The following is a 16,701-nucleotide window of genomic DNA, read 5'->3' as shown; positions in this document are numbered from 1 at the left end:
TCGAGCTTCTCGACATCGAAAGTTTGCCGTACTGCGTGATCAATATCTCGCGGTGCCTCCGTCCCCAGCATTGGCCATATGCCCGATGCTAGGAGCGTGATCTATTGGATGGACTTCCTTCCCTCTGCCGTATTGATATCCATAATCCCTGGCGCGAACCAGCTGTTGGGCCTGAGTAACGCCATCCGATCCGGCGCTTCCTGGGCTCTTGCCGGCATCCTCGCGCGCCTCGCTGCCTTCACTCTGCTGATCGGCATCGTCGTACTGGGTCTCGGCGCGGTCCTCGCACAGTCTCCTGGTGTGCTGACCGTAATTAAATGGAGTGGAATAGCGTATTTGGTCTGGATTGGTGTGGCAGCGCTGAGAAGCAGGCCGGAGGCCGCTTCGGTGGTCGAGGACGAAGAGGGCCGCACCGGTCGGTGGCGGATCCCCCGCCAGGAATTTATGGTCGCAATAACCAACCCCAAAGCGCTTCTGCTTTTCGCGGCACTCCTCCCTCAATTCACGAGCGGCGGACAGGATGCGGAACTGCACATTGCCGTTCTGGGCCTGGCCTACATGGGCGTTGAAGCCGTCATTGGCGGCCTCTACGTCGGAGCCGGGAGGAATCTTCGATGGCGGCTTCGGTCGTACAAGGGATCGATCGCTCGTCGGGTCGACCAGATTTCGGGAATCTGCATCCTCGCACTTTCGGGTGCGTTGGCCTTGAGCAGTGTTTGACGCGGGTCCGCCTCTGATCAGGTGTTCTGTCGGGCGTACTCGGTGGGTGCGAGTCCATAGCGCTGCTTGAAGGCGCGGCTGAAGTGGCTGCTGTCGGCGAACTGCCAGTGCGCGGCGATTTCCGAGACGGCCAGCCGAGAAGCCGACAGCGCCTGCCTGGCCAACTCCAAGCGCCGTTCCCGGATGTAGGCGGTCACCGATTCCCCACCCGCCGCGAACGCGCGCTGCAAAGTACGCACGGAAACGTTCAGTTCCCGGGCCAGCATCGCCGACGAGAGATCGGCGTCGGCGAGCCGCTGCTCTGCGAGGTTCTTCGCCGCCTGGGCGAGGGCCGGGGCAAGGCGGGTGTTCACATCGTCGAAGCCGTGGTGCGTCACCGCGGTGGCCAACTCGACCAGCGTGTCTCGCGCGGCCTGGACACCGGCCGGGCTCAGATCGGGCAGCGCCTCCTCAACCATGTTGGCGTGCGCCACCAGGAGGCGTACCTCGGCGGCGTCGGCGTGACCGGCGACTTCGCGGCCACCGAGTAGAAGAGAGAAGGGAGCAGCGGGCAGTACGATGCACTGCGCTCTCGTGTGGGGCGGGAGAGCGAAGTGATGCATCCGCGCGGCATGCCGCAGCAGGAAACATCCCGCCACCACGGTGTGTTCCACGGTGTTGCGCTTGCTGCCCAGCGCCCAGGCTCCGCTGTGCACCAGCCATAGGCGGACCTGGTCGGCGTCATGACTCGGTCCGTCCGCCGTCTGCGCTGCCGATGCCCCGTCCACGCTGGTGATCGCCACGTCGCGCACCCTGGCGGCACGGAAGCGGACCCGGAAGTCGGTCGCTGTCGCCGCGCTGAACCGGGGGAGGGGGAACTCATCTCCGACGTGGGTACGCCAGCTCCGCTCGAAGTCGTCCCGACCGGTCGTGGCCGCGCGGCGTGAGTCGAGCGAGAAGGATGCCGTCTTGTTGTCGTCCATCGTCCTACGAGTCTGCTCTCAGGATGTGTTTGTCGCCGATGTTCCGGTCGGTTGTCGCCCTGATGCATGCCGAGACTTCTGTGATCTTCCTAGTGTTCGAAGCACGCACACATCAGGAGGACTTGGTGAACGACCAGAACGGCCGCGTGGCCGTGATCACCGGCGCCGGGGGCGGCCTGGGCGTCCATATCGCGTACCGCTTCGCCGCCGACGGATATACCACAGTACTGGTGGGGCGCACCGAATCGGCCTTGCGCCAGGCCGTCGAGAGCGGCCCGGACAGGGGCGACATGCACCCGTGGGCCGGCGACGTCTCCGACCTGGCTGCCGTCACCGCACTCATGGACGGGGTGGCCGAGCGGTTCGGGCGTCTGGACGTCCTCGTCAACAACGCGGGGCTGGCGGTGCCGGGCACCGTGGAGAGCACGAGTGAGGATGCCTATCGTGCCATGATGAGCGTGAACGTCGACGGCGTGTTTTTTGCCTCCCGCGCCGCCTTGCCCCATCTGCGCGAGGTCCGCGGGTGCATCGTCAATATCGGATCCGTTGGTGGCGTGCGCGGTGACTGGACGCAGGCTGCTTACAACGCGACCAAGGGAGCGGTGGCCAATCTGACCAATGCGATGGCCCTCGACCATGGCCGGGAGATTCGGGTCAACGTGGTCCATCCCGGTGTGACGACCAGCCGCGAGGAGATCCGGATGGCGCTCGCCGAAGGTACGCCGTTGCGCGACCGGTTCGACGACCGGGTGCCCATGGGCCGGCCCGGCGATCCCGCCGAGGTGGCCGCTGTCGTGGCGTTCCTTGCCGGCTCCGGCGCCTCGTACGTCAACGGCGCGCACATCGCCGTCGATGGTGGTCTGACCGCGTCGAACGGCCAGACCGATCTCTTCCGCTGACGCGACGCGACCACGGCTTCACCCTTGTAGGGGGCGGCGTCGCCGCGACCGGATCGGCGACCCGCGCCCTCGGCGTGCAGCTGTGACGCCTCGAATCGACACCAGCGGGTCACCCCACACACCAGGGTGGGAGCCGCGAAATGAAGGGGAAGCAGTGGTCTTCAAGCTGGATGTACCAGGCCGCATGGTTCGCGGTGACGTGGATGAAGGCTATGGCGCAGTGGCCGACGCCTTTCGCGAGAACTTCGCCGTACGCAACGAGATCGGCGCTGCCTGCGTCGTCTACCACGGCGGGCGGAAGATCGTGGACCTCTGGGGCGGCTACCGGGACGGCCGCAACCGTCTTCCCTGGGAGGCGGAAACGATGGTGCCGGTCTTCTCCACGTCCAAGGGCGTGGCAGCAGTGGCGCTCGCAGTGTTGCACGCACGTGGTCTGCTCGACCACGATGAGCGTGTGGCGTCCTATTGGCCCGACTTCGCCGCCGCCGGCAAGGGCGATGTCACCGTCCGTCAACTGCTCGCCCATCAGGCAGGGCTGGCGGTGATCGACCGGCCACTCGGGCTCGGCGACCTGACTGGCTCCCGCACCCTCGCCACGGCTCTTGCCGAGCAGCGTCCGGCATGGGAGCCGGGCACCCGGCACGGCTACCACGGCCAGTCATTGGGCTGGTACGAGAGCGAGCTCATCAGCCGGATCGACCCTGGAAAACGCCGTATCGGCCGGTTTTTCGCCGACGAGGTCGCGACGCCGCTCGGCCTCGACTTCCACTTCGGCCTGCCGCAGGACACTGATCGCGATCGGGTCGCCCGTATCCACGGATTTCGCTCCTGGGAGATGATGCTGCACCTGAGAGCGATGCCGGCAGCATTCGTCCGGGCATACGCGAATCCGCGGAGCTTGACCGCCAGGGCGTTCGGCAATCCGCGGGTGCTGGGCACCGTGGAGAACTTCAACCGGCCGGATGTGCAGGCCGCGGAGATTCCGGCGGCCAACGGCGTCGGCCAGGTGCGGTCGATCGCCAAGCTCTACGGCGAGGTGGCGACCGGCGGCGCCGCCCTGGGCCTCACCGATGCCACAATGGACGCGTTGCGCGTCGCTGCCCCACCTCCGGAGAACGGACTGTTCGACGAGGTGCTGCGCGTCGAGACGAGGTTCTCCCTGGGGTACGTCAAGCCGTTCCCGGCGTTCAGGTTCGGCTCCGAGTCGGACCGGGCCTTCGGGACGATGGGCCTGGGCGGGTCGTTCGCCTTCGCAGACCCGGACACCGGTACGGGCTTCGCGTACGCGATGAACCGCACTGGCTTCCGGCTCTGGGACGATCCTCGTGAAGTGGCCCTGCGGGAGGCGCTCTTCGCGCGGGTCCTTGGCGAGCGGCCTCAGCGGCCCGACCCGGCCTCCAGGGGTTCCGGCCTCTGATTCGCGAAGCACTTGAGTGTGTTCCACGTCTCAGAAGACTTGCGCAAACACCGGCCGTGAGTTGAAACTTCAACTCGTCATCGAGGATGTGATCCTCTGTCTGGAGGACGTGTCATGGCCGAGCAACTGACCGGCCGCAGCTACCGCTTTGACCTCGGCGATCTGAAGGTGCGCTTCACCTTCGACTCGCCGACCCAGGGCAGCTTCGTGGTGGTGCACGGTGCGGGGCTCGCCCCTGACGGTCACGCCGAAACGGTGGCTCTGAACCTGCGGGAGATCCGCGAAGGCGTCTATCTGAACTCCTGGACCGAGGCGAGCGGGGCCACGGTGACGCACCTGGAGGACTTTGGAAACGGGACGTTGTATTCCAACGTGACCGTCGACGGCAAGCTCCACCACTTCACCGGAACGATCAAGGAGGCCTGACCATGACCCAGTACGCCGCCGCGCAGGACGATCAGGCAGAAGGCAACGTCGACATCGTGCTCACCGCGATGCGGGAGTTGTTCGCCGACAAGGACCTCACCGCGATAGATCGATACTGGGCTGAGCCCTACATTCAGCACAGCCCGCAGATGCCCAATGGGCTCGACGCCCTGCGCAATGTCGTTCCAAATCTGGAGGGCTTCTCCTGGGAGCCGCAGCGGATCGCCGCCCAGGGCGATCTGGTCTTCACCCACAGCATCGTCCACGGCTGGGCCCCGCACCCCGTGGCCATCGTCGACATCTTCCGGCTGGACGACGGACGCATCGTGGAGCACTGGGACGTCGTCCAGGACATCGTCTCTCCCGAAGAATCCGCCAACGGCAACACTATGGTGTAGACCCGCGCCACCCGGCGCCGGCCTTGCCGCCGCCAAGGGCGGCCGACGTGCGGCTACTTCTGCCCCGATCCTCAGAGGTTGACAGGTCAACCATGCTGCCCTAGGGTTCCGGGTGAAAGCTCAGCCAACCCTGCGCCCTTCCAGTCCTGGCGTGGGAGGAGAGGGGGGAGGCCCCCATCGACCGGCGGCCCCGTGCATCAGGACGTCCCTTCGGGTCGGCGCAGGGCAGACCTCTCGTGATCCAGGCAGTCGCGTCCCCCGCCCGGTCAGTCCGGCTGCTTCTCCATGTGGTCCAGGACGCGCTTGGAGATCCGGCCGAGTGTGCTGAGCTGGTTCGGGGTCAGGGCGTCGATGAACAGGCGGCGGACGTGCTCGACGTGCGGGGGTGCGGCCTCTTCGATCGCCTTGTAGCCGGCCGGGGTGGCGACGATGAATGCTCCGCGTCCGTCGTCGGGGCATTCCTCCCTGGCCACGAGCCCGCGTTTCGCCATCCGCGTGACCTGGTGGGACATTCGGCTCTTCTCCCACTCCACGAGTTTGGCCAGATCCAGGAAGCGCATCCGCCCGTTGCCTCTTTCGGTGAGGCTGACGAGCACGATGTAGTCGGCTGCTGAGAATCCGGAGTCGGCCTGGATGCGCCGGGACAGCCGTCCGATGAGTGTCTCCTGCATTCGGATGAAGCTGTCCCAGGCGGCCTTCTGTTCTGGGTCGAGCCAGCGCGGTTGTGCGTCCATGGGGGCAGTCTAACGAAATCGTTGACAGCTCATCTACTGGCGGTGGCGGCGATGCAACCCTCAGCGAGGGTGCGTGCGTCGTGACCGGGATGCTTCGGTTCACGCCCGGCCGGCGAGTGCTCGAGCCGTGTCTCCTGCAGGCATGGAGGCCGGCACTCCGTGCTCGCTCGGCGCTGCGGATGCCTTCGTCATGGGTTAAGTTGATGCATCAACCTTGCGAGGCTAGGCTGATGTCCTGGCTGACGGGATTCTGCCGAGTTGAGCGGGATCAGACCCCACAAGGAGGACACATGACGGTCGAAGTGAGCGACGTGCCCGAGGCGAAGCGCTACGAGGCCCGTGTCGATGGAGAGTCCAAGGTGGCGGGCGTCGCGGAATACATCCGCACGACGGAACTCGTTGCGTTCGTGCACACCGAGGTCGAGACGGAGCGCGAGGGCGCGGGAGTCGGGTCCGCACTGGTCCGTACAGCCCTTGACGAGGCACGTGCCGCGAACCTGCGGGTGCTGGCCACCTGTCCCTTCTTCGCGGGCTGGATCAGCCGGCACCCCGAGTACCAGGACCTGCTGTACCAGTCCCGCAGCAGGGTCAGTGACTGAAAGCCGAGCACGGCAGTAATGGAGGCGGGCATGAGCGGCGAATCGGAGCAGAAGGCGTACCGGACGGAGTCGATCACGGTGACCTTCGAGGCCAGGCGCTGCCTGCACGCCGCCGAATGCGTCCATGGCCTGCCCGAGGTGTTCGACCCGACGAAGCGACCGTGGATCCAGCCGGACAAGACTACGGCCGAGCGCCTGGCGGAGGTCGTGCGGCGCTGTCCCTCGGGCGCGCTCCAGTACGAACTCGTGGAGGGCGGGACGGAGTCCCCCGACCGGCCCACCACGATCACCCGCAGTGCCGCCGGGCAGCTGACCGTGCGCGGTGAGCTGAGTGTGGACACGCCGCAAGGCGCGCGCGCCGAGACCAGGGTCATGCTGTGCGGCTGCGGGCAGAGCCGCCTCCAGCCGTACTGCGACCATGCGGGGCCCTGCGGTGAGTGACGCGGCCGTGCCCGCTTCCCGCGTGTACCACCCAAGATCTTGGAGTCGAGCAGATGTCCCTTGCAGTGCAGTTCTCCGAGTACGGCACCCCTGATGTGCTGCGTGTCGTCGATGTTCCGCCGCTCACCGCGGGCCCCGGGCAGGTACGGCTCGCGGTGCGCGCCGCAGGTGTCAATCCGATCGACTGGAAGATCCTGCACGGCTTCATGCGCCAGGTGATGCCCGTCGATCTCCCGGGCGGCCTCGGCTCCGACGTGGCCGGTGTAGTCGACCAGGTCGGCGAGGGCGTGACCGCCTTCAGCGTCGGTGACGAGGTGCTGGGGGCCTCCCTTACACCCTCCTACGCGCAGTCGGCGCTCGCTGACCCCGCTGCACTGGTCGCCAAACCGGCCTCCGTCCCGTGGGAGGTTGCCGCAACCCTGGCCGGTTCGGGTATCACCGCCCGGGAGGTCCTCAACAAGCTGAAGATCTCCACGGGCGAGACGCTGCTGGTCCATGGCGCAGCCGGTGGCGTGGGCACGTTCGCCGTACAGCTGGCCGTTGCTCGCGGTGCGCGTGTCATCGGCACCGCGAGCGAACGCAACCATGAACAGCTCCGCTCTTTCGGTGTGGAACCGGTCACCTATGGCGAGGGCCTGGTCGACCGCGTACGAGCGATTTCCCCCCACGGAGTCGACGCGGTCCTCGACGCCTCCGGCCGCGGTGAAATCCCGGACTCGATCGAACTCGTCGGCGGTCCGACACGCGTCCTGTCACTCGTGGCCTTCGATGCCGCGGACACCGGGATCCAGGTGCACATGACCGAGCCGGGAGCGGGGGATATCCAAGCGCTCGGTGACATCCTCGCCCTCATCGAGGCGGGACGGCTGCAGATGCCCATCGCGGGTACCTACCCCCTCGACGAGGTTGCGGCGGCACTGGCAGTGAGCCAGTCCGGGCACCTGAGCGGCAAGCTCGTAGTACTCCCGGTCTAGCCTGGGCCTGCGTAGTCAGACCTCTACCCGGTCGGCGAGGAGAGCATCTCCTGAAGGATGCGCTGCAGCTCGGTGCGGTCCTGCGGGGTGATTCTCGCCAGCCTGCGGTCGTACTCCGCCGCCAGGGCTGCCAGCGCACGATCTCGCGCCTCTGTGCCCACGGAGGTGAGTACGAGGCGGTGACGCCGCAGGTCCGCGTCGTCGATCTCGCGCCGGATGAACCCCTTGGCGACGAGGTTGCGGACATAGACCGTCACGCTTGCCTTAGGCAGCAGCAGTGCCGCCGCGATCTCCGCAGGGTACGGCGACGCGGCCACCTCCGCCAGGACGAAAAACTCCTTCGTCTCCAGCCCGAGATCAGCCAGCTCCTCCGTGCAGGCATCCATCACGACACTCAGCAGCCGCTGGTTCAGCGTCCACAGCTGCGCACCGTCGGCCGACATGTGAGTCCCCCAACCAAGTGGTACCGTTCTGTATTAGTTCCAAGCTGTACAAGTATCGTTTTTGTACTGGTGCAGCTATGGAAGAATGGTCTCACGAAGGGCGCTGTCCATGCTTCAGCACATCACGATCCCGCGCGGACCGATCGAGCTCGCGGCCGACCTCCACCTGCCCGACAACGCCGACAGCACCGCGCCGCTGCGCGCCGTGGTGCTCTCCACGCCCGGCAGCAGCGTGAAGGAGCAGATCGGCGCCAACTACGCGTCCCGCCTCGCCGCCCGCGGCATCGCAGCGCTCGTCTTCGACCCCGCCCACCAAGGGCAGAGCGGAGGCGAACCCCGCGACCTCGAAGACCCCTACCGCCGCGGTGAGGACATCTCCTACGCCATCGACACGCTCACCACGACCCCCGGCATCGACCCGCAGCGCATCGGCGTCCTCGGCATCTGCGCCGGCGGCGGCTACGCCGTACACACCGCCCGCACCGACCACCGCATCAAAGCGGTCGGAACCGTGGTCCCCGGCAACATGGGCACCTCGTTCCGCAGCTTCCAGCCCGACGGCCCGGCCGCCGCACTCGACGCCCTCGCCGACGCGCGCATCGAAGAGGCCCGCTCCGGTGAGCTCACCCGCGTGAACTGGCTGCCCGACACCCTGGAGGACGCCGCGGCAGCCGGTCTGACCGATATCGACACCACCCAGGCGATCACCTACTACCGCACCGAGCGCGGCGGCAACGAGTACTCCACCAACCGCCGCCTCTCGCGCAGCGACTCCCTCCTGCTGGGCTACGACGCGTTCCACCTGGTCGACCAGCTCATGACCCAGCCACTCCAGGTCATCCTCGCTGGACGCATCGGCAACACCGGCACCTACGATGCCGGCATGCAGCTGTGGAAGCTGGCCCCCAACCCCGTCGACCTCATGGTGATCGAGGGCGCCGGCCACTACGAGATGTACGACGAGCCCGAATACGTCGACGCCGCCGTCGAACGGCTCACCAACTTCTACGTCAACAACCTGTAGGCATCCAAACCGGCGAACCCATGTGGTCACAGCGCCGGCGGGCGTTGACCGCTTCTCCTGAGCCAGTAAGGGCTTGCCGGGAATCGACACGCTGGTTTGATCCTGGTGTTGTCCGGGTCAAGGAATCTGGCGATGTCGTCCGGCGTGCGGAAACGGGCTGTGGAGGCGGGGACAGTGACACCGTGGGCTTCCAGGAGCGGGCGGACATCTTTCACTGCACGGCTGATGGTCATCGCGGTGGTGTTGAAGAGCTGGCGGAGAAGCTCCTGAAGAGCGTGTTTCCGCAGGTAGAGGATGGCGACCAGGATCTGTTCGGCGGGAGTGAGGGTAGGTTTGCGGCCTGTGCCGCGTGCGACGCGGCGTGGTCCGCCGCGGGCTGCGTGGCGGACCTGCTCGCGGTGCTCTTCCAGGCCGGGGATCAAGATTTGAGTCAGGTCGCTGAGTTGCTTGCGGGACATGTCGGTCAGCTCGGGGTGCCGCAGGTCGTGGGGCGTGAGGGAGTCAAAGCCGCTGGCTGACCGGCCGCGTTGCGGGGAAGGTCCGGACACGGTTGGTGATCTGCGGGGTGGAAGGTGTAGTTCCAGTCTCCATGGAAGCGGTGGCGTGTGATCGGCAGGGCGGCGATGGCCTCGTCGCTGATGCGGATGCCGGTGGGGTACTCACCGCTGTCGAGTTCGGCGTGCACCGTCAGACCGGTGCGGCTGGTCGTCGCGGCAATAGTCCGCAGCATGACTTCATGGCTGGCCAAGGGCCTGCCACGCCAGTTCATGGTGATGTGGGAGAACAGCCGGTGTTCGATCTTGTTCCACTTCGATGTGCCGGGATGCAGATGGCACACGGTGATCTTCAGGCTCGTTTCGCCGGCGAGGTCGGCCAGGTGGGTCTTCCAGCCGCGGGTGCGGTAGCCGCTGGAGCCCCCGCCGTCGGCAGTGAGTCGACCTGCGGCGTCCCTGGGAGAGACCGGCGGAGCCGAACAAACTCACCCCGGCCCGAGTCCGCAGAGGGTTCAGGAACCTGCGTGCGAAGACCGGTTCACCAGCCGGTGCACCGAAACCCACCCGGCCCGGCCCCGGACGCCCTCCCGGCTCGAAAAACCGCCGCACGGCGACGCGTTACGACGTGGGACGCGTCCTCGCCACCGGGCAAGCCCACAGCCGTCCCACACACCACAAGGTGGGCACCAAGCCACGACGTACCGGCTGGAAACGCCAGCTCAGTCGCCCGTTTTCCCGTCCGTGCGCTCTCGCAGGAAGTCGGCGTGTCCGTTGTGGCGGGCGTACTCCTGGATCATCTGCATGTAGAGCCAGCGCAGGCTGAGGGTAGTGCCGCGCGGACGTGAAAGTCTCGTCGAGGTCATGGCCGGCTGCCGCTGCCTCGCACGCGGCGACCTCGGCCCGGAACCTCTGGAAGTCCCGTTCCGCGTAGACCTCGTGGACTCCCTCAATGCCCTCATCGCCGTCTCCCGGGTCAGCGAAGACATTCCCGATGCCGACGCTCAGGTACGGTGGCCAGGTCACCGATCTGCGTAGTGCGTTCAACCTGCGGCGCTATCCATGTCATGCGCCTACCCTGACCGAACAATTCACAAGAACACCAGGGACACACCCGTTGCCACTGGCCAGGTCGCATCCGCACGATAAACAACAAGCTAAGGGAAGTGGCCGCCTCCTGGGCGCGCCCCTGGTGCCGCCGACGTATCAACTGCCCCCTCTGGGCGCCGCCCCCTGCTTCAGGACGAACTTCCTGTTCCGTCATGATTGCGCGCCTCGGTGATGCAGTCGTGCAGCCGCCTGCGCACATCTTGCAGATCCGTCATCTGCCGGTCGAGGCGGTCGCGTTCGGCGCCGAGCAGCTCCAGCAGTTCCGGTCGACGGCACCGTCCGGATACCGGCGCTGGCCACCCGGATTCCGGGAGGAGTGGAGCAAGTCCTGCTGCTCGTAATAGCGCAGCGCCCTGACGCTGACGCCCGCCTTCGCGGCGACCTCTCCGATCCGCATCCCGACCTCCTGACTCGACTCCCCGTCCCGCTTGCACCTGACGTTGGCGTCAGGTTTTAGCGTAGCGGACACCGATGGGAACCATCCCGTCCGACCTCTGGAGCACGCCTATGACCAGCACGTCTCCGACTCACTTCTCAAGGCCTCAGGAAGAATCAGTAAATGTTCATCAGGAGCACGTCCTGATCGCCGACAGCGCAGTGTGGTCGGCATGACCCACATCGACAAAACCGTCGTCGTCCTGGGCGCCACGGGGCAGCAGGGAGGATCGGTCGCCGCGGCGCTGCGGGCCGACGGCTGGGGGGGCGCGCGGTCGTGAGGGACCCGTCCGGCCACCGGGCCCGGTCCCTCTCCGCCGCCGGTGTCGAAACCGTCCGCGGTGACCTCGGCGATCCGGAGTCGCTCCGCGCGGCCTTCTTCGGCGCCCACGGCGTCTTCAGTGTCCAGCCGAACTCCGGCCAGGCCGGCGCCGACGTGAGCAACGAGGACGAGGTCCGCTTCGGCGCGGCGGTGGCCGAGTTCGCCGAGCGCTGCGGCGTCGCCCACCTCGTCTACAGTTCGGCGGTCACCGCGGGTTCGACAACGGGCGTGGACCATCTCGACACCAAGAGCCGTATCGAGGCCCATGTCCGGAATCTGGACATCGCCGGCACCATCATTCGGCCGGCCACGTTCATGGAGCTCCTGGTGACCCCCGAAATGGGCCTCGACCGGGGGCACCTGTCCTTCCTGATGCGCTCGGACCAGGCCATGCAGTTCATCGCAGTACGCGACATCGGCCGCATCGTCGCCGTGGTCTTCGGCTCACCCGACCGCTACGCCAGTCGAACCATGGAGATTGCCGGTGACGCTCTCACCGGCAATGCCCTGGCCGAGAATCTGACCCGGGCCGCCGGCCGGATGATCAGCTACAGCCGTCTGCCGACGACGCTGCCGGGACAGGACGAGGTCCTCGGCAAGTTGGAAGCGCTTGTGGACGACGGCACGCTGGCGGGGAACGCGAACCTCGACGCGTTGCGCGCGGAGTTTCCCTTCCTGCTGCGCTTCGACCGCTGGTTGGCAGGCCCTGGTGCGGGCCTCCTCGATCAGGCGCTCCGTTCCTCGGACACGGGCATCGCCCCGCGCTGACGAGGCCCCGGGTGGGCCCGGCCCTGGTGGGCTGACGGTGGCCGGCCACTCCGCAGCCCGCTGTCACCCTCCGTGGTTAGGTGATCTGCGCGCTGCTCCGGTCACGGGACAGATGGGTTGGCAGGACTAGACTTCTCTCGGCAGGGTGGTTGCCCTAGTGAGTTGAACTCACAACTCACTACGGGGCTTACAGTACGAAGGCTCGGTCGTCCGGCAGGCCGGGAGAGGTGGATGACCGATTGTCTGATCTCACGTCGCCGCGGCCGGGCGGGCGGGGGCGGGCCCGCTCTCAGGCCGAATCGGTCAAGGTCGCCACGCCCCGGGTGTCGCAGGAGCAGCGGGAGAACTGGCAGTCACTGGTGATTCTCGCGCACCTGGTCGAAGCCGAGCTCGAGCGAAAGACGCAGGACGATGCCGGCATCCCGCACAGCCACTTCAAGATTCTCGCGTTGCTCGCCGGCGCGGATCGGTACACGATGGGCCTCACCCGACTGAGTCGGGCGCTGCGGTTCCACAAGAGCCGGCTGTCACATGCACTCCGAACACTCGAGGCTTCCGGATTGCTCCGCCGCGAGGACACTCCTGAAAAGGGCCGTGCCTACCAGGCCGTCCTCACACGTCGTGGCCTCGACCTCGTGGAGCGAGTGTTGCCGCTGCAGGACGTCTTCGCCCATGACACGGTGCTCTCCGGCCTCACAGCGACCGAGGTCACGCAACTGCGCACCATCGCCGAGAGGATCATCGCGAACCTGGATGATCGGGGGGAGTGACCCGACCGCCCTGTGACGGAACGGGCCCCGGCCTACCTCGGGCTTGAACGTGGCGTTCGCCACCTGCTCCACCTCGCGTCGGATGTGAGCAGCGATGACCGCACCAGCGACGAACTGGCCGAGCCTCCGGGTCTCGGACTGGACCGCCACCCGCGACACTCTGCACATGTGGACCCAGATCGTGGGCAAGATCCGGATGGCCCACGCACCCCTGATCAACCACTGTGGCAGGTGACCTTGTACGTCAGCCCCCGCTGGTTGACGACGTCGACCATCCCGTACCGCGCCGGGGCAGGTCGAATTCGACTTCGTCGGCCACCAGCTCGAAGTCCGCAGCAGCGACAACGGCGCGCGAAGCTTCCCCGCTCCGGCCCATGCCGATCGCCGAGTTCTACACCCGGACCCTGCGCACGCTCGATGAGCTCGGGATCGAGGCCCCGATCCATCCGCACCCCAACGAGCTCGAGTCGGCGATCCCCTTTGCCGAGGACCACGACCACGCCTCCTACGACGGCGAAGCGGCTGCCCTGTTCTGGCGACAGCTGCTGCACGCCAATCGGGTAATGGGCGAGTTCCGGTCGCACTTCGTCGGCAAGGTCAGCCCGGTGCACTTCTTCTGGGGTGCGATGGATCTCGCCTGCACCCGCTTGTCCGGGCGGTCGGCCCCTCCGCACCCCGGCGGCGGAGGAGGAAGGTGTCTTCTACGCCTACGCCTACGCCTACGCCGAACCCGACGGGTTCGCCGATTACCCAGTCGGCCCCAAGGACGCCTACTTCAGCTCTGAGTTCAAGCAGTTCCTTCTGCCCTACGAGGCCGTCCGCGTGGCGCTCGACCCTGAGCGCGCTGTCACCGAGTTTCTCCCCACCACCTACGAAGCCGCCGCAGTGCGCGGCCAATGGAACCGCCCCGCGCTGGAAGACGACCCCTTCCGGTGGGACGGAACTTCTTCGCCTCGGCGGGCTTCGAACTAACCAGGATCGCTAAGTTGTCCATCCCCACGTCGACGGCCCACGTCCGCAGCCGGTTGTGGGCGCCCTTCCACGACCCGAAGACCGTTCCTCGTGCTCGGCCTGGGCGGCGACGACGAGAAGGAGGTCGGTAATGCGCCCGCCGGCGGCACGACGTTCGGTCCGGGTGCGTCGGACGACCCGCCCGCCGTCTATAAGGTCGAGTCCCCCCCTCGCCGAGCCTCTCCAAGCCGTCCCGTGCGGCGGATACGAAGGCCGCGGGGGAGAGGGCCGCAGCCGGGAACGTTTGAAGGTGGTCGGGAAGTTGTGCCGGAGCATCGGTGTGAGCCAGGTGCTTGCCACGGGGTTACCTCTTGCGTCCGTGGATGGCGCCCTCGCGGGCGTGGCAACTCCGGACGCCGCCCGCGCGTGCATCACGGGAACCATCCCGGTCTGGCTGAGCCGGGCGTCTGGCCGGTCGTGTTGTGCCACTCAGGTGACTTTCGCAGCGATCGCGGCTGAAATTCGTGCCGCTGGTTGATTAATCAACCAGGATGCGCTTCAGTTGATGCATCAACAATGTCTCTGTGTGTAGGGGTAATGGCATGAGTGAGAAGAAGGTCATCGCGATTGCCGGAGCGACCGGTGCCCAGGGAGGCGGCACTGCGCGGGCGATCCTCGCCGATCCGGACTCGGGGTTCACGGTGCGTGCGCTGACCCGAAACCCCGACTCGCCCGCGGCCAAGGAACTCGCGCAGCTCGGTGCGGAGGTCGTGCGGGCGGACTTCCATGACGAGCCGTCCGTGCACGAGGCGTTCGAGGGTGCCTACGGCGCCTTCCTCGTCACCAACTTCTGGGCCCACGGTTCGGCGGCCAAGGAGACGGAGGAGATCGAGGTCCTGGTGCGGTCCGCGAAGAACGCCGGGCTGCGGCACGTGGTGTGGTCGACGCTGGAGGACACCCGCGAACTGCTGCCGCTGCAGGACGAGCGGATGCCCGTCCTGCAGGGGAAGTACAACGTCCCGCACTTCGACGCCAAGGGCGAGGGCAACGAGCTGTTCCGGCAGGCAGGGGTGCCGACCACCTTCCTCAACACCACCTTCTTCTTCCAGGGCTTCCTGTCGATGATGGGCCCCAAGCGGGCCGAGGACGGCGTACTGACGCTGACCCTGCCGCTTGAGGACGGCAAACTGCTGGCCGGCGTGAACGTGAACGACATCGGCCGCACGGCGCTCGCCATCCTCAAGGACAGTGAGCGGTTCATCGGCCAGACCATCGGCCTCGCCGGCGACCACCTGACCGGCGCCCAGTACGCGCAGAAGCTGGGTGCCGCGATCGGCGAGCCGGTGCGCTTCCAGTCGGTGCCCTACGACGTCTTCCGCTCCCTGGGCGTACCGGCGGGTGACGAGATCGCCAACATGTTCCAGTACTACGGCGACTTCGACCAGGAGTTCACCGGCGCGCGCGACCTGGGCCTCCTGCGGGAGATCACCCCGGCACTCGAGAGCTTCGACGACTGGCTCGCCCAGAACGCCGCGAACATCCAGGTGGACTGACCCGCTACCGCTGACAGGCCATGCCCCGGGGGCCGGACCACCGACGAGCGGCCGCAGCCTCTTCATGGAACAGGCGGTGGGTAGGTTGACGGCGGAGGAGCAGCGTGCGTGGCGGAGCTTCGTCCGTATGAATGAGAGACTCATGGGCCGGTTGTCTCGCTTGTTGCAGACGGAGTTCAACGTCTCGCCTGCGGACTTCGCCGTACTGGCCGAGCTGACGGACGTACCGGACCGGCGGCGGCTTCTGGACATCGCCAGGGCGTTGGAGTGGGAGAAGAGCCGGATGTCCCACCACATCACCCGGATGGTGCAGCGTGGTCTGGTGGTGCGGGACGAGTGTGCCGAAGACGGCCGTGGCACGTTCGTGGCGATCACGGACGAGGGGCGAGCGGTGGTCGAAGCCGCCGCCCCGCGTCATGTGAAGGCGGTGCGTGAGCTCTTCCTCGACCATGTCACTCCGTCCGAGCTGCGGTTGCTGGCTCGGATCTCCGAGCGCGTGATGGAGAAGCTCGGCGAGGAACCAGCCTCTCGCGAACGGGCGGCCCGGCCTGCGCCATGTGGCCGGCGTGAGCGTCGCCGCGGTGGCCGCTGAGAGAGCGGGAAGAGAACGAAGGGGGCCATGGGTTGCCCCGCCGCCGCTGCGACCTCGACAGCCCGGTGCGGCGGGCCGACCGCCCCTACTTGGCGGAAGGCGAGGGCACCGGGTGCTTGCTCATGACCGACACGCGATTGAACGCGTTGATGGTGACCGCCACCCAGATCGCAGCTGAGATCTGAGCCTCGGGGAGAACCTGCCGGGCGGCCTCGTAGGCGGATGTCTGAGCCGCGGTGTTCACCGGATCGGTTGTGGCCTCGGCCAGCGCCAGGGCCGCACGCTCCGAGGGCGTGAACAGGCCGGTGTCCCGCCATGCGCTCAGGACACCGAGTCTCTGCGGTGATTCACCGGCGCGCAGGGCCGCCCTGGTGTGCACGTCGAGGCAGTAGGCGCAGCCGTTGAGCTGCGACACACGGAGGTTGATCAGTTCCACCGTGGTGCGGTCGAGTCCGGCCTCGGAGGCTGTTGCCCGGACCGCCTCCGAAACCTGCACCAGGGCAAGGAATGCCTTGGGGCTCTGCTTGTCGACGAAGATCCTGCGGGGTGGGGAACTGTTGGGGTAGTTGCTCACGGCGGGGCCTCCTTCGGGCCACGCTCAAAGTGGCCGGTGTTCGTGCGGGTGCTGTGGCTATCGGCCTGCCCTCGTGGCATCATAGTTGATGCGACAAC

General features: G+C 66.9%; 20 protein-coding genes and 3 pseudogenes. 15 read left to right on the top strand and 8 right to left on the bottom strand.

The features are described 5' to 3' along the window. Nucleotides 1-96 precede the first annotated feature (96 nt). A complete protein-coding gene (locus tag ACZ4WQ_RS14235; RefSeq protein WP_398372051.1) occupies nucleotides 97-720 on the top strand; it encodes a LysE family translocator in 624 nt (207 codons plus the stop codon). 17 nt (nucleotides 721-737) lie between these two features. Here the strand turns inward: ACZ4WQ_RS14235 and ACZ4WQ_RS14230 are convergent, their stop codons facing one another. Then, nucleotides 738-1,502, bottom strand: coding sequence for a helix-turn-helix transcriptional regulator (locus ACZ4WQ_RS14230; RefSeq protein ID WP_311729933.1), 765 nt, complete (start codon nucleotides 1,500-1,502; stop codon nucleotides 738-740). A 305-nt stretch (nucleotides 1,503-1,807) separates the two neighbouring features. Here ACZ4WQ_RS14230 and budC point away from each other — a divergent pair, with 305 nt between their 5' ends. The 4 genes from budC (at nucleotide 1,808) to ACZ4WQ_RS14210 (ending at nucleotide 4,822) form a co-directional block, all read left to right on the top strand. Further along, on the top strand, nucleotides 1,808-2,581 hold the full coding sequence (budC, locus tag ACZ4WQ_RS14225) for a meso-2,3-butanediol dehydrogenase (RefSeq protein ID WP_398372054.1): 774 nt from the start codon (nucleotides 1,808-1,810) through the stop codon (nucleotides 2,579-2,581). 154 nt (nucleotides 2,582-2,735) lie between these two features. Beyond that, complete coding sequence (locus ACZ4WQ_RS14220; RefSeq protein WP_311729935.1) at nucleotides 2,736-3,998, top strand: serine hydrolase domain-containing protein; 1,263 nt, start codon at nucleotides 2,736-2,738, stop codon at nucleotides 3,996-3,998. A gap of 114 nt (nucleotides 3,999-4,112) precedes the next feature. Then, nucleotides 4,113-4,424 carry a MoaF-related domain-containing protein gene (locus ACZ4WQ_RS14215; protein ID WP_311729936.1) on the top strand — a complete coding sequence of 104 codons (312 nt, stop codon included), beginning with the start codon at nucleotides 4,113-4,115 and terminating at the stop codon, nucleotides 4,422-4,424. 2 nt (nucleotides 4,425-4,426) lie between these two features. Further along, nucleotides 4,427-4,822: a nuclear transport factor 2 family protein gene (locus tag ACZ4WQ_RS14210; RefSeq protein WP_311729937.1), complete on the top strand. Its 396-nt coding sequence runs from the start codon at nucleotides 4,427-4,429 to the stop codon at nucleotides 4,820-4,822. 266 nt (nucleotides 4,823-5,088) lie between these two features. On the opposite strand, the gene ACZ4WQ_RS14205 is transcribed toward ACZ4WQ_RS14210, so the two are convergent. Beyond that, nucleotides 5,089-5,556: a MarR family winged helix-turn-helix transcriptional regulator gene (locus tag ACZ4WQ_RS14205; RefSeq protein WP_311729938.1), complete on the bottom strand. Its 468-nt coding sequence runs from the start codon at nucleotides 5,554-5,556 to the stop codon at nucleotides 5,089-5,091. 290 nt (nucleotides 5,557-5,846) lie between these two features. On the opposite strand from ACZ4WQ_RS14205, the gene ACZ4WQ_RS14200 reads away from it, so the two are divergent. Genes ACZ4WQ_RS14200 through ACZ4WQ_RS14190 form a run of 3 tightly spaced genes read left to right on the top strand, consistent with a single transcriptional unit; the run spans nucleotide 5,847 to nucleotide 7,570 of the window. Beyond that, complete coding sequence (locus tag ACZ4WQ_RS14200; protein ID WP_398372057.1) at nucleotides 5,847-6,155, top strand: GNAT family N-acetyltransferase; 309 nt, start codon at nucleotides 5,847-5,849, stop codon at nucleotides 6,153-6,155. Nucleotides 6,156-6,185: 30 nt separating this feature from the next. Continuing rightward, nucleotides 6,186-6,596, top strand: coding sequence for a (4Fe-4S)-binding protein (locus ACZ4WQ_RS14195; RefSeq protein WP_311729940.1), 411 nt, complete (start codon nucleotides 6,186-6,188; stop codon nucleotides 6,594-6,596). A gap of 53 nt (nucleotides 6,597-6,649) precedes the next feature. Next, nucleotides 6,650-7,570 carry an NADP-dependent oxidoreductase gene (locus ACZ4WQ_RS14190; protein ID WP_385343866.1) on the top strand — a complete coding sequence of 307 codons (921 nt, stop codon included), beginning with the start codon at nucleotides 6,650-6,652 and terminating at the stop codon, nucleotides 7,568-7,570. Nucleotides 7,571-7,593: 23 nt separating this feature from the next. Here the strand turns inward: ACZ4WQ_RS14190 and ACZ4WQ_RS14185 are convergent, their stop codons facing one another. Continuing rightward, nucleotides 7,594-8,013, bottom strand: coding sequence for a MarR family winged helix-turn-helix transcriptional regulator (locus ACZ4WQ_RS14185; RefSeq protein ID WP_311729942.1), 420 nt, complete (start codon nucleotides 8,011-8,013; stop codon nucleotides 7,594-7,596). Nucleotides 8,014-8,122: 109 nt separating this feature from the next. Between ACZ4WQ_RS14185 and ACZ4WQ_RS14180 the strand changes: the two genes are divergently transcribed. Next, nucleotides 8,123-9,037, top strand: coding sequence for an alpha/beta hydrolase (locus tag ACZ4WQ_RS14180; RefSeq protein ID WP_398372978.1), 915 nt, complete (start codon nucleotides 8,123-8,125; stop codon nucleotides 9,035-9,037). Between the two features lie 26 nt (nucleotides 9,038-9,063). On the opposite strand, the gene ACZ4WQ_RS14175 is transcribed toward ACZ4WQ_RS14180, so the two are convergent. Together ACZ4WQ_RS14175 and ACZ4WQ_RS14170 are read right to left on the bottom strand one after the other, a co-directional pair. Continuing rightward, on the bottom strand, nucleotides 9,064-9,495 hold the full coding sequence (locus ACZ4WQ_RS14175; protein WP_385343860.1) for a helix-turn-helix domain-containing protein: 432 nt from the start codon (nucleotides 9,493-9,495) through the stop codon (nucleotides 9,064-9,066). Between the two features lie 100 nt (nucleotides 9,496-9,595). Further along, a pseudogene (locus ACZ4WQ_RS14170) lies at nucleotides 9,596-9,971 on the bottom strand (ISAzo13-like element transposase-related protein); the annotation flags it as partial. Nucleotides 9,972-9,973: 2 nt separating this feature from the next. Between ACZ4WQ_RS14170 and ACZ4WQ_RS14165 the strand changes: the two are divergent. Next, a pseudogene (locus ACZ4WQ_RS14165) lies at nucleotides 9,974-10,171 on the top strand (NF041680 family putative transposase); the annotation flags it as partial. Between the two features lie 79 nt (nucleotides 10,172-10,250). Here the strand turns inward: ACZ4WQ_RS14165 and ACZ4WQ_RS14160 are convergent. Further along, the gene (locus ACZ4WQ_RS14160) at nucleotides 10,251-10,394 is read right to left on the bottom strand and encodes a mycothiol transferase (protein ID WP_311729945.1); all 144 of its coding nucleotides are present in this window, start codon (nucleotides 10,392-10,394) and stop codon (nucleotides 10,251-10,253) included. 455 nt (nucleotides 10,395-10,849) lie between these two features. Then, a complete protein-coding gene (locus ACZ4WQ_RS14155) occupies nucleotides 10,850-11,035 on the bottom strand; it encodes a MerR family DNA-binding transcriptional regulator (RefSeq protein ID WP_394816878.1) in 186 nt (61 codons plus the stop codon). A 297-nt stretch (nucleotides 11,036-11,332) separates the two neighbouring features. On the opposite strand from ACZ4WQ_RS14155, the gene ACZ4WQ_RS14150 reads away from it, so the two are divergent. The 5 genes and pseudogenes from ACZ4WQ_RS14150 to ACZ4WQ_RS14130 all read left to right on the top strand — a co-directional run bounded on the left by ACZ4WQ_RS14150 (nucleotide 11,333) and on the right by ACZ4WQ_RS14130 (nucleotide 16,029). Next, entirely contained in the window at nucleotides 11,333-12,163 is an 831-nt protein-coding gene (locus tag ACZ4WQ_RS14150; RefSeq protein WP_398372980.1) for an NmrA family NAD(P)-binding protein, read from the top strand. A gap of 239 nt (nucleotides 12,164-12,402) precedes the next feature. Then, a complete protein-coding gene (locus ACZ4WQ_RS14145) occupies nucleotides 12,403-12,933 on the top strand; it encodes a MarR family winged helix-turn-helix transcriptional regulator (RefSeq protein WP_311729947.1) in 531 nt (176 codons plus the stop codon). A gap of 94 nt (nucleotides 12,934-13,027) precedes the next feature. Then, nucleotides 13,028-13,905 (top strand): annotated as a pseudogene (locus ACZ4WQ_RS14140) (DUF5996 family protein). A gap of 581 nt (nucleotides 13,906-14,486) precedes the next feature. Continuing rightward, nucleotides 14,487-15,437 (top strand): NmrA/HSCARG family protein, encoded by a 951-nt coding sequence (locus tag ACZ4WQ_RS14135; protein ID WP_398372062.1) that lies wholly within the window; start codon nucleotides 14,487-14,489, stop codon nucleotides 15,435-15,437. 64 nt (nucleotides 15,438-15,501) lie between these two features. Beyond that, the gene (locus ACZ4WQ_RS14130; protein ID WP_311729951.1) at nucleotides 15,502-16,029 is read left to right on the top strand and encodes a MarR family winged helix-turn-helix transcriptional regulator; all 528 of its coding nucleotides are present in this window, start codon (nucleotides 15,502-15,504) and stop codon (nucleotides 16,027-16,029) included. Nucleotides 16,030-16,114: 85 nt separating this feature from the next. On the opposite strand, the gene ACZ4WQ_RS14125 is transcribed toward ACZ4WQ_RS14130, so the two are convergent. Further along, entirely contained in the window at nucleotides 16,115-16,603 is a 489-nt protein-coding gene (locus ACZ4WQ_RS14125; RefSeq protein WP_311729952.1) for a carboxymuconolactone decarboxylase family protein, read from the bottom strand. Nucleotides 16,604-16,701 lie beyond the last annotated feature (98 nt).

This window comes from Streptomyces sp. NPDC028305, assembly GCF_055569495.1.
Note: the sequence above shows the minus strand (reverse complement) of the source record. Positions and strands in the feature narration are given on the sequence as shown.